A 15,940-nucleotide genomic window follows, 5' to 3' on the forward strand; every position below is an offset into this window, starting at 1 on the left:
TTTTGAAATAATTTTCTTAAAAAAAATAATCATTAAAAATTTATTAGAAACAAAAAAAACGCTACTCTTTCGAATAGCGTTTTTTGAAATTGGTATCAATTTGTGATGTGATTGCTTCGTTCCTCGCAATGACAATCGTTTGTAGAAACGAATGCCCTAGCCCTGATGGGAACGGCATCCTTTTCCTTCCGCCACTTTCGGCGGAGGAAAAGATACAGTGTACAGCAGGATTAAGCTCATAGAAAAGAGTAACCACGCCGTACCTTCTGTCCCTATTATTTACTTGCAGGGATGGTCATAATCCCCATGTTGTAGAGCGTAAAGGCCTGTATGTCTACGTTTTCCTGAATGGTTGCTGCCACGGATTTTCCGACGCCGTGTCCTGCATTGATGTCAATTCTAATTAAAGTTGGGTTGGTTCCTGTTTGTTTTTCTTGTAATTCGGCAGCAAATTTAAAGCTGTGTGCCGGCACTACTCTATCATCATGATCGCCCGTTGTGACCATTGTTGCCGGATATTGAACTCCTGCTTTTACATTGTGTACGGGAGAATAGCCTTTGATGTAACTAAACATTTCCTTGCTGTCCTGCGCCGTTCCGTAATCATACGCCCAACCTGCTCCTGCGGTAAAGGTGTGGTAACGCAACATGTCCATCACGCCCACTGCTGGCAAAGCGACTTTCATTAGCTCTGGTCGTTGCGTCATGGTAGCACCTACTAACAAACCTCCGTTTGACCCACCACGAATGGCTAGGTATTGTGAAGAGGTGTATTTCTGAGCAATCAGGTATTCGGCTGCTGCGATGAAATCATCAAACACATTTTGTTTTTGCATTTTGGTTCCCGCATCGTGCCATTTTTTCCCGTATTCGCCGCCGCCACGTAAGTTGGGTACAGCATAAACGCCTCCGTTTTCCATCCAGATGGCATTGGCTATGCTAAAACTTGGTGTTAAACTCACGTTGAATCCGCCATATCCGTAAAGCATGGTTGGGTTGGTTCCTTCTAGTTTTAATCCTTTTTTGTGGGTGATAATCATTGGGATTTTAGTACCGTCTTTTGAGGTATAAAATACTTGTTTGGACTCATACAGATCCGTATTGAAATCTACTTTTGGTTTTTCATACACAACAGAGGTTCCTGTTTTTGTATCTAAACTAAAAATAGAACCCGGTGTGATGTAATTTGTAAACGAGAAATAAAGGTTTTTCTCTTTTTTCTTTCCGCCAAAACCGCCCGCTGTTCCTACTCCTGGTAGTTTGATTTCGCGAATCAATTTTCCGGAATAATCATATTGTTTTACTAATGAAACGGCATCTTTCATGTAATTTGCAAAGAAATAACCGCCTCCTGTTGATGGAGATAAAACATTCTCTGTTTCGGCAATAAAGTCCTTCCAGTTTTCTGGTTTTGGATTGTTGACATCCACGGTAACGATGCGTTTGTTGGGCGCATTTAAGTCGGTTTCTATGAATAATTTACCGCCTTCGTTTTCGATGATGTTGTTGTCGCTCTTAAAATTATCTACAATAGTCACAATAGGACTGTTGGGTTTGGTTAAATCTTTGATGTACAACTCGTTTCCATAGGTAGAATTTGCCGCCGTAATTACAAGGTAACGATCATCCTCGGTCACGCCACCGCCTACATAACGGCGTTTTTGGTCAGCACCAAAAATTACTTTATCGTCTTTTTGTGCGGTTCCTAATTTGTGGAAATAGAGTTTGTGTTGGTCGGTTTTTGCCGATAATTCGCTTCCTTTTGGTTTTTCATAACTGGAATAGTAGAAACCTTCGTTTGCTTTCCAAGACACACCGCTGAATTTTACGTCGACAATCGTGTCTTCGATTATTTTATTAGTAATGGCATCCATGATAATGACTTTTCGCCAGTCGCTTCCGCCTTCTGAAATAGCGTAGGCTACTTTTGAACCGTCTTTAGAAAAATCCAATCCGCCAAGCGAAGTGGTTCCGTCTTTAGAAAACGTGTTGGGATCTAAGAAAACGGTTTCGGTACCTTTGGCATCTTTTCTGTACAACACCGATTGGTTTTGTAAACCGTTATTTTTGTAGTAGTATGTGAAATTCCCTTCTTTGAAAGGCGCTCCTATTTTTTCGTAATTCCACAGTTTTTCCATTCGGGATTTTAACGCATCACGAAACGGAATTTGATTGAGATATCCGTAAGTTACTTCGTTTTGGGCTTTGACCCAAGCACCTGTCTCGGCTGATTTATCGTCTTCTAGCCAACGGTATGGATCTGGAAGTTTCGTATCAAAATACGCATCAACAGTTGCCCCTTTACTGGTAGTGGGATAGGTTATTTTTTCGTTTTTATTTTGGCCAAAAGTTGCCATTGCAGAGGTTATAGCCATTATTAAAAAGGATTTCTTCATTAGTTATTTTTTTTAGGTTGTTACAAAAATAAGGAAATAGTTAGTGTTGTAAAGGTGGGAAAGTCTTAAATAAAACTAAAAAACGCTACTCTTTCGAGTAGCGTTTTTTTGATATGTGGATGAAACAATTGAGCTACAAGTTGAAATTTACCCCAAAAACGATGTTTCTTCCTATGTTTGGAATGCCATCCGTTTTTAAACGAGAAAGATGCGCAATGTATCCTTTATCGAATAAATTATTCCCGTTGATATTAACATCAAATACAGTTTTGCCCAGTTTCACGGTGCCGCCAAAGCCTAAATTTACTAGGTTGTACCCTTTCGATTCGGTTTCAAATCCACTTATATTTTTTTGACTAAATGTACTAGCAACATTCAACGTTGCAAAACCATCTTTCAACCAGTTTTTAATTTTGAATTCGGTTCTAATAGTGTTGTTCCAATTGTTAGCGGGAATTAAAGGCAAGTAATCTCCATTTTGTTTTTTGCCTGTAACTGTTTCAAAACTCGTTTCGAAATGCAACCAATCCAATGGATGCGGATGAAAATGCAGTCCTAATTCGCCTCCGTACAACTTTGCATTATCTTGAATATAATCAAATACCGCATTTTGGTCGATTATTTCTCCTGTTGGCGAGGTATAGATGTAATTGTTGATGTGATTGTAAAATCCGTTAACAAAAAACTCAACATGATCCGTTTTGTATTCTAAATTTAAATCTGTTTGTACGTTTTGCTCGGTTTCTAAATCGCTGTTTCCTATTTCATATCGATTGGTACCTTCGTGCACTCCATTTGAAGTTAATTCAGCAAGATTTGGCGCTCTAAATCCAGAAGCAACGTTCAAACGCAACGTTACATCATCGGCTAGATTGGTTTTATAACCTAAAGAAGCATTAAAACTGTCGTATGATTTATCAATCGCTTCAAAAGAACCTTCTTCGCCTGCAATTCCTTGTGCCTCTGTAGTAACATTTCTATTATCGAAACGCAATCCGGCTTGCAACACATTAGATTTCCACTCATAATTTGCGGTTCCAAAAACCCCAAAATCATTCGTAATGGCATCCGGAATCAAATATTCTTCTCCAGAATTTGCATTGGTTTGGTGCATTCCCTGAACGCCTACAATGGTTTCTATTTTTCCCATTTTTGGCAAATGGTATTTTGCGTTGTAATTGAATGTCTTTAATTTCATGTGTAAAACCGCCACATTACTATCTTCGAACTCACTTCGATCATTGGCAACATAGCCTAAATCAAGATCTAGTTTTGATTTTTCGAAAAAGAAAACATTGTTTAAACTCCATAAATGATTGAAAACCCCTTGTTTTGGAAAACCCGTTTTCTTACTCGTCGTTTGCTCTCCTATTCCATCTTCTGGGATTCCTAAATCCAATTCATTGTAATTGTAACGCAATACACTCGAAAATTTAGTATTGCTGTACCCTATTCCAGTTTTGAAATCGGTTTCATTGTAACGCGTATTTGTCACTCGGTCGCCATCGGCAACTTTATAATCAGAATGAGTATTGTAACTTCCTCGAGCCATAAATTTCCAGTTATCTGTAGATGTTTTCAAACCCAAAGAAGAACTGCTACCAGAGGTATTCGAGAAATATCTTTGACTGAAGTTTGTCTTAAAGGTATTTGCATCAGCAAATTTTTCTGGGTTAAAATATAAAACACCACCCAAAGCATCGGAACCATATAACAATGAAGCTGGTCCTTTTATAACCTCAACGCTTTCAACTCCAGAATCGTTTAATCCCAAACCATGTTCGTCGCCAAATTGTTGATTTTCTATTCGAACGCCTTGTGAATATACCAAAACACGATTGCCGCTCAAACCACGAATTACCGGTTTCCCAATAGAGGTTCCTGTAGAAACTTGAGAAACTCCGGGAATAGTAGCCAATCCTTCGATTAAAGTGGCCGTTCCTTTTCGTTGTAAATTTTTGATGCTTTCGTGCTCGACTTTCATGACGTTTTGCGATTGCATTTTATTGAAAGCGGTTGAAACAATAACTTCGTCCATTTCGAAAATTGCTTCTTCGAGCATAACATCAAGTGTGTTCTCTATTTGAAGACTGTTTATGGTTTTGTTTTGGGTTGCAAATCCTACGAACGTAAAGCTGATCTTTAAGTTTCTATTGGGCAAATTAAAAAAAGAATATTTTCCGTTTTCATCTGTTGTAGTCCCTTTATGCAACTCTGATGCATAGACTGAAACGCCTTTTATGGGTTGGTTTTTTAAATCGGTTACAGTTCCCGATAGTGTATTTTGCGCTTGAAGCATTGCCGAAAACCCCAAGAATAGGGCTAAAATAAATTTTTTCATTGAAAATTAGTGTAGTTTTCCTCTCCCCAGCCCTCTCCAAAGGAGCGGGAGCCGACGCTGGAATTATTTAGTAAATAAAAATTATTCCAACAAAATCAAATTAATGAAGTTGCATGGAAAATAAATTCAACTGAAACTGAAATGAGTTCAGCAGAAGCTGAAATAAATTCAGCTTAAATTATTTACAGGTGGTCCGCGGTGGGAATACAAACTACCGGAAAACGAAATAACCGTTTCTGTTCCAATAAAAAAATAAGGGATTTCTTCACTACTAGAATACAATTGATAGGAGAAATCTTTTGGAGTAATGTAACTGCCAAAAGCGAATTCACATACATAACAGTGGTCAACTTTTTTGTGTTGGTGTGTTATCTCCTTACCGGTAACGTTGTATTTATGGTGGCATTGCTTTTGGGAAAGCTGTTTTTCCAAATGCTCATAGGTATGCAACGACTGGAACAGTATGGAGAACAATACTGTAACAATCAGAGAAAGACTTACTATGAGTTTATTCTTTTTCATTCGAGCCAAAGGTAACAAAAACAAGAAAAAAGAAAACCATTTGTTTCACAAAAATATTTTTTCGTGAAACAAATGGTTTTCTTAAAATACAAAAACTGGTTTACACCAATTTATTTGCTATCAAATATTCAGCAATTTGAACGGTATTTGTAGCCGCTCCTTTTCGCAAGTTATCTGCAACAATCCACATATTCAAGGTGTTTTCCTGACTTAAGTCCCTACGAATTCTACCTACAAAAACGGCATCCTTTCCTTCTGTGTACAAAGGCATTGGATACGTATACGTGTCTGTATTGTCTTGAACTACTACTCCATCGGTATGATGCAAAATATTTCTCACGTCATTTACATCAAAGTCATTTGTAAACTCAACATTTACGGCTTCGCTGTGTCCGCCTACTACTGGTACTCTAACCGCAGTAGCCGTTACAGCAATAGTTTTGTCATCTAATATTTTTTGTGTTTCACGAACCAATTTCATCTCTTCTTTAGTATAACCGTTGTCCTCGAAAGAATCGCATTGTGGAATAGCGTTGCGGTGAATAGGGTACTTATAGGCCATTTCACCTTGAACACCTGCGTATTCATTTTCGAGTTGTTGTACCGCTTTTACGCCTGTACCAGTGATGGATTGGTACGTAGAAACAATAACACGTTTGATGTTGTATTTTCTATGCAAAGGAGCAAGAACCAAGACCATTTGAATGGTAGAGCAGTTTGGATTAGCGATGATTTTATCTGCTGCTGTTAATTCGCTTGCATTTATTTCTGGAACAATAAGTTTTTTTGTTGGATCCATTCTCCAAGCCGATGAATTATCGATAACAGTTGTTCCTGCTGCCGCAAATTTTGGAGCCCACTCTAATGAAGTATCACCACCTGCGGAGAACAAAGCTATATCCGCTTTCATGTCAACAGCAGTTTGCAAGCCCACAACGGTATATTTTTGACCTTTAAAATCAATCTCTTTCCCAACAGAACGTTCTGATGCTACTGGAATTAATTCTGTTACTGGGAAGTTTCTTTCGGCTAAAACTTTCAACATGATCTCGCCTACCATTCCTGTGGCTCCTACAACTGCTATTTTCATAGTATATTTTTAGTATTACTTCGTCCGTTCGCTTTTCAGGCTCGGGTGAATATTAAATTTGAAGTACAAAAGTAAGTAATATTGAAATCAAAACAAGTGGGTTCACAAAAAATAACAAAATGTTTAATTTATAACATTCCGATAAAAGTGTGAAAATATAAATTAAAATTATTTCCCACAATTGTTACTTTTTGAATGGCAAAACTTGTGTAATAACATTCTATATAACTTTTGAACCATTAAAAAAATCAAGTATTAAAGTACTTCTTAATGTATCTTAATTTCTTAATGGTAACAAAGTCGCTACTGTTTTAGACTTATTTTTAAAGAAAAACCGCCTCTGTTACGAAGCGGTTTAGTTAGAATATATAATGTAGCGGAAATTACTTTTTTAACAAATCTCTAATTTGCGTTAATAGCTCTTCTTGCGTAGGTCCAGCTGGAGCCGCAACAACAACCACTTCTTTTTTCTTTGCTTTTTCAGCAGCTCGTAGCACCACAAAAATAAAGAAAGCAATAATTACAAAGTTAATAATAGCTTGCACTAAATTTCCATAAGTTATTACCGCAGCACCAGCCGCTTTTGCAGCCGCTAAATCAGCATAACTATTACCGTCTAGTGTTACGAACTTTTTTGTGAAATCGATTCCACCAGTAAGTAACCCTACGATTGGCATAATGACATCATCAACAGCTGAACCAACTATTTTACCAAAAGCACCACCAATAACAACTGCCGTTGCTAAGCTTAAAACGTCTCCTTTCATTAAAGAAGCCTTAAAATCACCAAAAAATCCCATAGCATAAAGTTTAAGTTTATAATTATTTGAAGATGCTAACGTACTTAAATTTTAACACATTAGCAAAGAAACTACTACAGCGACATTTATTCCCTGAAAAATATTCGTTTCACACGCTGAGAAATATTGGTTAAAATTTCATAGGAAATAGTATTTAATTTTTCAGCAATGTAATTCACTGTAAGGTTTTTACCAAAAACTACAACAACATCGCCTTCATGGCAATTGATTCCCGTAACATCAATCATTAGCATATCCATACAAACGCTACCAACAATTTGTGCTTTATTATTTTTAACCATAACATGTCCCACACCATTGCCCCAACTTCTCGAGATTCCATCTGCATACCCAATAGGAATTGTAGCAATTGTAGTTGGTTTAATAGCCATAAAACGGCGCCCATATCCTACACTTTCTCCCGCCGAGATCGTTCTTATTTGTGAAATGATCGATTTTAATGTACCCACATTTTCGAGTTGTTTTTGTTCTTCGGCATCATTTGAAACGCCGTACAATCCAATTCCCAATCGAACCATATCATATTGTGCGTTTTCAAAATTGCTAATTCCTGACGTATTTAGAATGTGCCGCAATGGTTTTATTTGCAATTCTAAAAGCAACTTTGAGGATAATTTCTCGAATAATGCAATCTGAGTATTTGCAAAATCCATATGTTCGAGATCATCGCTGGTCGCGAGATGGGATAAGATACTTTTTACGTGCACTGTTTCATTTCCTTGTAGCGCAGCAATCAACTCATTGATGGTATTTTCCTCAAAACCCAATCGATGCATACCAGTATCTATTTTTATATGAATAGGAAAATGATATAAGTTTTTTTGTTTGGCTAGTTTAAGAAAAGCATACAATCCTTTGAGACTGTATATTTCTGGTTCTAATTGGTGTTGAATTATAGCTGAAAAACTAGTGCTTTCTGGATTAAGTACCATAATAGGCAACGTAATTCCACCATTTTTTAGCGCAATTCCCTCATCGGCAAAAGCCACACCCAAGTAATCTACTTTGTGATGCTCGAGTAATTTTGCGATTTCAAGTCCGCCATTGCCGTAACCAAACGCTTTTACCATCACCATCATTTTCACTTTTGGCTTTAGCTTCGACTTATAAAAATTTAAATTATGACTTATCGCATTCAAATTGATTTCTAACACTGTTTCGTGTGTTTTCTCTTCCAGCAAATAAACAATTTCTTCAAATTGAAAAGTCCTAGCACCTTTGATCAAAATGGTTTCGTTATTGAAATCCAGTGTGTCAAAATCGGTTATAAACTCAGCTGTATTTTCATAAGTAACTGCATTCGCAAATTTAGTTTTGAATGCCGAAATGGTTTCCCCAATTCCGATGACACGATCAATTTTATGAGCAATAATCAAATCTGCCACTTTATCATACAACTCGTCCTTTGGCAAACCACTTTGAAAAATGTCAGACAAAATCACGGTTTTCTTCTTATATTGTTTTTGACTTTCTAGAAAATCCAATGCTATTTTTAAGGATTGAAAATCAGAACTATAACTGTCATCGATGATGCTGCAATTATTGATTCCGTTTTTTACTTTCAAGCGCATTTCTACGGGATATAACAATTCCATTCGGTTTTGAATAGTCGCTTCATCGTATTCAAAGTACAACAAAACCATCAAACAAGAGATGGCATTCTCGATTGATGCCTCATCTAGAAAAGGAATTTTAACATCGAACTGCTTTTTGCCCAATTGAATTTTCAAAATAACATTCTCTAAAACAACTTTCTTGGAAACCAAAACTGAGGCGCTAGCATCATTCCAACTCCATGTCAATGTTTTTATGTTGGGCTTGACATGCGCATCAATACTTTCGTTTTTATGGTACATTAAAACCTGAACGTGTTCAAAAAGTTTTAATTTTTCTTTTATTTTTTCTTGGCTGTTGGCAAAACCTTCATCGTGTGCTGTGCCTATATTTGTTAGAATTCCAATGGATGGCTTGATAATCTGCTCTAATTTTTCCATTTCGGAAACCGTTGAAATTCCGGCTTCAAAAATACCCAGATTGTGTTGCTCGTTGATTGCAATAACAGACAGCGGAACACCAATTTGTGAGTTGTAACTCTTTGGACTTCGGATGATGTTATAATCCGGGCTCAATAAAAAATTCAACCATTCCTTTACAATCGTTTTGCCATTACTACCCGTTATCCCGATGATAGGAAAATTAAAAAAGCTGCGATAATTGGCTGCAAATTCTTGCAAAGCACGCGTAGTATTTTCGACAACAAAGAAATTAGCATTTCCTTTACATCCCTCTGGAATATGGGTAACCACAAAATTCTGCACTCCTACTGCAATCAACTCCCTAATGTATGCATGCGCATCATTATTGGGTCCTACCAATGCAAAAAACAAGGTTTGCAAGCCGTTTTGTAGCGAGCGGCTGTCTATAGAAATGTTGTCTAACTTTACAGCAGCAGCATTACCCACAAAAGATGAAGTGCTGTTTTGTATACTATTTAGAATTTTATTGCTCATGAAAATAGAAAGAGATTGAAATAAGTTCTTGATGTATGAGGTATTGTTTATACCACTGGATAACGCAAAAGATTATCAAAAATACCATTTCTTTTCAAAATGAAGCGCTACACGTACTGGCTAAATGTAAAAAAGAGATCGCGTTTTTTTATATTAAACGTTTTTTTGCGTGAGGGATTGTAGTGGAGCTCTTTTACAATCCCGTTTTTAGGGGATTGTAAAAAGCGGGAACAGAAAGCCCGACGCTTTGTAGCGGCTTTTTGCCGAGACAACGCGACACGCCCAAATGAATATTACCGAATGGATTGTACCGCGCGATATTTTATATTTCTATCACGAAACAGTAGCAATTGTTTTACTATTTTTACAGATTACTTATATTTGTTTGTAGCTAAAAATAGATGTTTTGAAAAAAATTCTTCCTTTGTTTTCTTATGTTTTCCATCCGATATTCATTCCGGCAATGGCCGCATTGTTTTACTTGTTCTTTACCGATACTGAGTTTACAAGTCAGGAAAAATTATTTGTGTTTTTTCAAGTTGTGGTGGTAACGGTGCTATTGCCTTTGTTGGTTTTTTTATTACTAAAAACAGCTGGTACCATAGACTCTATAATGCTTGCCAAGGCATCCCAACGAAAAATCCCGTTACTGATTCATTGTTTTTTACTGATTATTTTGGTAAAAAAAAGCATTACTATTGACCGGTATCCCGAGTTGCATTTTTTCCTTTTAGCGGCACTTTTGAGTACATTATTGGCCCTTATTCTTTTATTTGCCAATATAAAAGCGAGTCTTCACATGATCTCCATCAGTTCGTTAACAGTCTTTATAATTGGATTGAGTTTGCATTTTCAAAATCCAAATACTGTTTTAATCACTGTGCTCCTCCTCCTGAATGGATTTGTGGCTTCCTCCCGTTTAGAAATGAAAGCTCATACCAATACTGAGCTCATACTTGGGTTTGTTTTAGGCGTGGTACCACAGTTGCTTTTACTTGTTCTTTGGTTATAAAATATAGAATATGATTCCAATATTTAGGGCCTTCACGTTTACTGGCTCACCATTTACTTGAGCTGATTTAAACAATGAATTCAAACCATAATATGCATATAAATTAATGGTGTTGTATCCCGCAGAGATATACGTTCCGTATTGCATTTTGTTGAAATCGGTATTGCCAGTAACAGTCACTTTGCCACCAGAACCATCAAAAATAGCGTTGTCGTAGAGCAAATAACTCAGTTTTAATCCGCCGTAAATGCGCCAAAATTTATGACTCGCATAAGTCGATGTTCGCCAACGAAACTCCAATGGGACATCTATGGATAGTTGCGAAAATTTATTTTTGTTGTACGTTGTTTCGGCATCAATGTAGCTATACACCTGCTTGTCTCCCACAGTGGCAATAGCTAGATTTTGATTGAAATTGTTGTAGGTAAAACCCACACCAGAGGCAACAGCAACCGTTCTAGACTTATTAATGGGCATGTCTCTTAAAAACCCTACCGAGAATCCTGATGAGAACTTAGCTTGAGACAAACTGGCTGGTTTGTCCCTCAAAATATTATACGTAATGCTAAAATAAAACTGATCTTCGCGGTATAAAGAATCTACCTTAACAACTGCCTTTTCCGCAGGAGTTTCATTCTCTTGACCAAAAGCAGACATACTAATAAAAATAAACCCTACAAGAAAACTGTTTCTATATTTTTTTAGAACTTTTATCATTCTATCCTACTTAATTTTATGGATTACACGGCTTGCATTACTCTATTGACTTAGTAACAAAGATAGCATTTCCTTAGTATGCAGCGCACATTTATTGCTGTATTAAAATAATCCACTTCATAACCTAGAGACTACTCTTTAGCATGTAAATAAACACCTAAGTTTACATTTGAAACTGTAAATTTAAATAGTGTACCTCTACTATGTTGATTGGTAAATACCTGATCGCCGATGTAGTAAGCCGTGTTGAAAACGCTACGGTTTTTTTATAAGGTAAGTAGGTACGCATTGCAAACGAGCGCCCATTGTCATTAAGTTAAGTGTTTATTTGTCATTCCGACGAAGGAGGAATCTCTGTTTGTTGCGCACTTTTGTTGCCATTCCTCCTTGGTAGGAATGACACAAGCAAAGGGATTATTCCTTAACTTAACGACATTGAACCAGCGCAAGTAAGTAAGTAAGTCAAAACCCTACTCCCGTTTTGTATTTGTACCACAATTTCTCTTTTGTTGATAAGATATTATGAAATTCAACTCCGAATTTCTTACATTTAGCCTTCAAACGCTACAGTAAAGCATCATTACATATCAGTTCCTAAAAAAATTGATACCAGCATTTAAAATACCACGATTTTAAAACTGTTATTAAAGGGATTACTGCATGTAAATAATCAAACAAGAAAAATTCGCTAGATGACCATTGAACAATACATTACTAAAATAAATACTCTATTTCAAACGGGTAACGCACGAGAACACTCCTATCGTGGGGATTTGCAGAATCTTTTAATGGCTATTTTGCCAGACGTTTTAGTTACAAATGAGCCCGCAAGAGTGGCTTGTGGCGCACCTGATTATGTATTAACACGCAAGGACATTCCTGTTGGGTATGTAGAAGCTAAAGATATTGGCGTAGATCTAAAGGATAAAAAACTCAAAGAACAGTTTGATCGATACAAAGCGGGTTTAAGTAATTTGATATTTACAGATTACATGGATTTCCATTTTTATAAAGATGGTGAATTTGTTATTAAAATAGCCATTGCAGAACTTAAAGCAACCACCCCGCCCGATGGACACCCCTCCAAAGGAGGGGAATTTAAGACGCAAATTGTTGCCATTCCCGGAAACTTCGACCAGTTTAAAAACTTGATTAAAAACTTTGCCGAAACCATATCGCAAACCATTAAAAGCCCAACAAAACTGGCGCAAATGATGGCAGGTAAAGCAAAGTTAATGGCCGATGTTATTGAAAAATCTCTAATCAGTGATGATGAACACAACAACCGCTCGCAACTAAAATCGCAAATGTTGTCGTTTCAGCAAATGCTAATTCATGATATCGATAATAAAGCTTTCGCCGATATTTATGCACAAACCATTGCCTACGGAATGTTTGCCGCTCGTTATCACGACCCAACATTAGAAAATTTTTCACGAGAAGAAGCTGCCACACTCATACCTAAAAGCAATCCGTTTTTGCGAAAATTATTTCAAGACATTGCAGGTTACGACTTAGATACACGCTTGGTTTGGATAGTAGATGAATTAATTTCTATTTTCTTGGCTAGTGATGTCGAGGATATTATGAAGAACTTCGGAAGAAGCACCAAGCAAGAAGATCCTGTGGTGCATTTTTACGAAACCTTTCTGGGTGAATACAATCCAGCCTTACGTAAAGCTCGTGGAGTTTGGTACACGCCACAACCTGTAGTAAATTTTATAGTTCGTGCTGTAGATGATATTTTAAAGACCGAGTTCAATTTACCACAAGGTTTAGCTGATACCAGCAAAATTAAAATCAAGAAAAAAGCCGTTACTCAAACAGGTGTAGGTGCTAAATCTAAAATTGTAGAAGTAGAAACCGAAGTCGAAGTTCACAAAGTACAAATCTTAGATCCCGCCACCGGAACGGGAACCTTTCTGGCCGAAGTGGTAAAACACATTCACAAGAAATTAAAGGACAACAAGGTATTTGGAGCAAGTACGTTACTAACGATTTAATACCACGTTTAAATGGTTTTGAGTTATTAATGGCCTCTTACGCCATGGCGCACCTCAAAATGGATATGTTACTCACCGAAACAGGCTATAAACCCACAGATGACCAACGTTTTAAGATTTTCCTAACCAATAGTTTAGAAGAAGCCCATCCCGACTCTCAAACCTTATTTAGCAGCTGGTTGAGTGACGAAGCCGACCAAGCCAACGCTATAAAACGCGACGCGCCTGTTATGGTTGTAATAGGGAATCCGCCGTATAGTGGAGAGAGTGCCAACAAAGGCGAATGGATTATGAACCTCATGGAAGATTATAAAAAAGAACCAGGTGGTAAAGAAAAACTAAAAGAAAGAAATCCTAAATGGATAAATGACGATTATGTGAAGTTTATGCGTTTTGGGCAACATTTTATTGACAAAAACGGTAGCGGAATTTTAGCATTTATTAATCCTCATGGCTTTTTAGATAACCCTACTTTCAGAGGAATGCGATGGAATTTACTGAAAACTTATGATAAAATTTATACCATAGATTTACACGGAAATAGCAAGAAAAAAGAAGTTTCACCTGATGGTTCTGTTGACCAAAATGTCTTTGACATTATGCAAGGAGTTTCCATTAACTTATTTATAAAAACAGGGAAGAAAAAAGTTGATGAATTAGCAGAAGTTTTTCATTATGATTTATTCGGAAAGCGAGATTTGAAATATGATTTTCTATCAAATAATTCAATCAAAACTATTGATTATAAAAAGTTACCAAATGTGGAACCTAATTATTTTTTTGCAAGTAAAGATTTTGAAGTAGAAGAAGAATACAATTCAGGCTTTATAATTAGTGCCCTTTTTCCTTTAAACAATGTTGGAATTGTTACTGCAAAAGATATTGTTTTAATTAATGAAAATTGTGAAAATTTAATTTCTAATGTCAATAAAAATTACAACATTGAAGTAAATACTAATTTACTTCAAAAAATAAACTATAGACCATTTGACAGAAAATATATATATTATGATGTAAAAATTATAGAAAGAGCACGCCAAAAAGTAATGCAACATTTAGTGAATAATAAAAATTTAGGACTAATTATAGGAAGACAAGGACAGGTTGTTGGAAGTATGCCGTAGAACTTATCTTTTATCACTAATACAATTACTGACTTTAATTTATATTATAGAGGTGGTGGCGTATTATTCCCACTCTACCTCTATCCAGAAAAAACCGACCAACCAAGTTTATTAGATGAAGTGGTTCGCACGCCTAATCTTAATATGGAAATTGTAAATCAAATGGCGGAGCAATTGGGTTTGCATTTTAATCCAGAGGAATTTGATGGCACGACAACCGTAGAAACCAATCAGTTTACACCACTAAATATTTTAGATTATATCTATGCTGTATTACACAGTCCAACATATAGAGAGAAATACAAAGAGTTTTTAAAAATTGATTTTCCAAGAGTACCGTATCCCAAAAATCAACGTCAATTCATTGATTTGATCGATTTGGGTAGTCAATTACGCCAAATCCATTTACTAGAAAGCGAGACAGTAGAAAATTACATCACAGAATATCCCGAAGATGGCGACAATATTGTAGGTAAACCAAAGTACGAACAACGCAACTTTGTAATGGAGAACGACACTATAACCCATAATGATACTACCGAGCCAATGGGACGCGTGTACATAAACGAAACCCAATATTTTGACAACGTTCCCAAAGTCGCTTGGAACTTTTACATAGGTGGCTACCAACCCGCTCAAAAATGGCTCAAAGACCGCAAGGAAAGAGAATTATCCTTTGAGGACATTCTGCATTATCAAAAGATTATTGTGGCGCTGAGCGAGACCGATAGGATTATGAAGGAAATTGATAAGATTGAGATATAGATGGAAGATTTAGAAGAAAAAGAAAGACAAGATTGGATAGATTACCGTAACGCTGTTTCTGAAAATAAATGTAAAAGTCAAGGTGATTTCGAGAAATACATCAACCTACTTGCTTCGGGAGGAATTGTATTATCATTAACTTTTCTAGAAAAAATTATTACCGTTGATAAGACAATATTTAAAGCATTTTATGTAATTGGTTTAATTCTTCTTGTCGTAACATTACTTTCCAATCTGTACTCACACTATAAATCTATTATAGATTCTGATTTAACAATTCAAGAAATTGACGAGAAAAAGTATGAGGAAGTTTTTAAAAACATAAAAAAGCGTAATACAATAATCAATCGATTAAATAGAACCTCAATATGGAGTTTAATAATTGGAGTGATTTTCATTTTAACATTTGTAACTATAAATTTATTCAACATGAGCGACAAAACAACACCTAGACCAACGACGCAACCAGCACCCTCAACAGAAGAAAAGGGTCGAACAATTCCACAACCTCCTCAAAGCAGACCAAATAATGATCCTAAAAAATAAAACATGCAAACCTACATGGTTTAGAAAATCGACCAAATTGGTTATGCGTTAAAAGCAATAAGTAAAGAAGAGATTAATATAGTTGAGAATAGT

General features: G+C 36.4%; 10 protein-coding genes and 1 pseudogene. 4 read left to right on the forward strand and 7 right to left on the reverse strand.

The genetic code is table 11. The features are described 5' to 3' along the window. Positions 1 to 275: 275 nt before the first annotated feature. The 6 genes from AC061C_RS06980 to AC061C_RS07005 all read right to left on the reverse strand — a co-directional run bounded on the left by AC061C_RS06980 (position 276) and on the right by AC061C_RS07005 (position 9,680). A complete protein-coding gene (locus tag AC061C_RS06980) occupies positions 276 to 2,375 on the reverse strand; it encodes a prolyl oligopeptidase family serine peptidase (RefSeq protein WP_478290605.1) in 2,100 nt (699 codons plus the stop codon). 154 nt (positions 2,376 to 2,529) lie between these two features. Beyond that, positions 2,530 to 4,737, reverse strand: coding sequence for a TonB-dependent receptor (locus AC061C_RS06985; RefSeq protein ID WP_478290573.1), 2,208 nt, complete (start codon positions 4,735 to 4,737; stop codon positions 2,530 to 2,532). Positions 4,738 to 4,905: 168 nt separating this feature from the next. Further along, positions 4,906 to 5,259, reverse strand: a complete 354-nt coding sequence (locus AC061C_RS06990; protein WP_478290574.1) for a hypothetical protein — start codon at positions 5,257 to 5,259, stop codon at positions 4,906 to 4,908. A gap of 100 nt (positions 5,260 to 5,359) precedes the next feature. After that, positions 5,360 to 6,349: an aspartate-semialdehyde dehydrogenase gene (locus tag AC061C_RS06995; protein WP_478290575.1), complete on the reverse strand. Its 990-nt coding sequence runs from the start codon at positions 6,347 to 6,349 to the stop codon at positions 5,360 to 5,362. Positions 6,350 to 6,732: 383 nt separating this feature from the next. Next, entirely contained in the window at positions 6,733 to 7,149 is a 417-nt protein-coding gene (gene mscL, locus AC061C_RS07000; protein WP_309756941.1) for a large conductance mechanosensitive channel protein MscL, read from the reverse strand. Positions 7,150 to 7,235: 86 nt separating this feature from the next. Next, entirely contained in the window at positions 7,236 to 9,680 is a 2,445-nt protein-coding gene (locus tag AC061C_RS07005) for a bifunctional UDP-N-acetylmuramoyl-tripeptide:D-alanyl-D-alanine ligase/alanine racemase (RefSeq protein ID WP_478290576.1), read from the reverse strand. Positions 9,681 to 10,086: 406 nt separating this feature from the next. On the opposite strand from AC061C_RS07005, the gene AC061C_RS07010 reads away from it, so the two are divergent. Next, positions 10,087 to 10,692 (forward strand): hypothetical protein, encoded by a 606-nt coding sequence (locus AC061C_RS07010; protein WP_478290577.1) that lies wholly within the window; start codon positions 10,087 to 10,089, stop codon positions 10,690 to 10,692. On the opposite strand, the gene AC061C_RS07015 is transcribed toward AC061C_RS07010, so the two are convergent. Beyond that, entirely contained in the window at positions 10,687 to 11,409 is a 723-nt protein-coding gene (locus AC061C_RS07015) for a porin family protein (RefSeq protein ID WP_478290578.1), read from the reverse strand. The genes AC061C_RS07010 and AC061C_RS07015 overlap by 6 nt on opposite strands. Before the next feature lie 692 nt (positions 11,410 to 12,101). On the opposite strand from AC061C_RS07015, the gene AC061C_RS07020 reads away from it, so the two are divergent. The 3 genes and pseudogenes from AC061C_RS07020 (at position 12,102) to AC061C_RS07030 (ending at position 15,847) form a co-directional block, all read left to right on the forward strand. Next, positions 12,102 to 13,412, forward strand: a complete 1,311-nt coding sequence (locus AC061C_RS07020) for an N-6 DNA methylase (protein WP_478290579.1) — start codon at positions 12,102 to 12,104, stop codon at positions 13,410 to 13,412. Positions 13,413 to 13,642: 230 nt separating this feature from the next. Continuing rightward, positions 13,643 to 15,301: pseudogene (locus AC061C_RS07025) on the forward strand (type ISP restriction/modification enzyme). Continuing rightward, positions 15,302 to 15,847: a proton-conducting transporter membrane subunit gene (locus AC061C_RS07030; protein ID WP_478290580.1), complete on the forward strand. Its 546-nt coding sequence runs from the start codon at positions 15,302 to 15,304 to the stop codon at positions 15,845 to 15,847. Positions 15,848 to 15,940 lie beyond the last annotated feature (93 nt).

The sequence above is a fragment of the Flavobacterium sp. GNP010 genome, assembly GCF_056428945.1.

Excerpts from the sequence above, each read along its gene's own strand:
- AC061C_RS06980 (WP_478290605.1), bottom strand. The coding sequence starts at position 2,375 with ATGGCTATAACCTCTGCAATGGCAACTTTTGGCCAAAATAAAAACGAA.
- AC061C_RS06985 (WP_478290573.1), bottom strand. The coding sequence starts at position 4,737 with ATGAAAAAATTTATTTTAGCCCTATTCTTGGGGTTTTCGGCAATGCTT.
- AC061C_RS06990 (WP_478290574.1), bottom strand. The coding sequence starts at position 5,259 with ATGAAAAAGAATAAACTCATAGTAAGTCTTTCTCTGATTGTTACAGTA.
- AC061C_RS06995 (WP_478290575.1), bottom strand. The coding sequence starts at position 6,349 with ATGAAAATAGCAGTTGTAGGAGCCACAGGAATGGTAGGCGAGATCATG.
- mscL (WP_309756941.1), bottom strand. The coding sequence starts at position 7,149 with ATGGGATTTTTTGGTGATTTTAAGGCTTCTTTAATGAAAGGAGACGTT.
- AC061C_RS07005 (WP_478290576.1), bottom strand. The coding sequence starts at position 9,680 with ATGAGCAATAAAATTCTAAATAGTATACAAAACAGCACTTCATCTTTT.
- AC061C_RS07015 (WP_478290578.1), bottom strand. The coding sequence starts at position 11,409 with ATGATAAAAGTTCTAAAAAAATATAGAAACAGTTTTCTTGTAGGGTTT.
- AC061C_RS07020 (WP_478290579.1), top strand. The coding sequence starts at position 12,102 with ATGACCATTGAACAATACATTACTAAAATAAATACTCTATTTCAAACG.
- AC061C_RS07030 (WP_478290580.1), top strand. The coding sequence starts at position 15,302 with ATGGAAGATTTAGAAGAAAAAGAAAGACAAGATTGGATAGATTACCGT.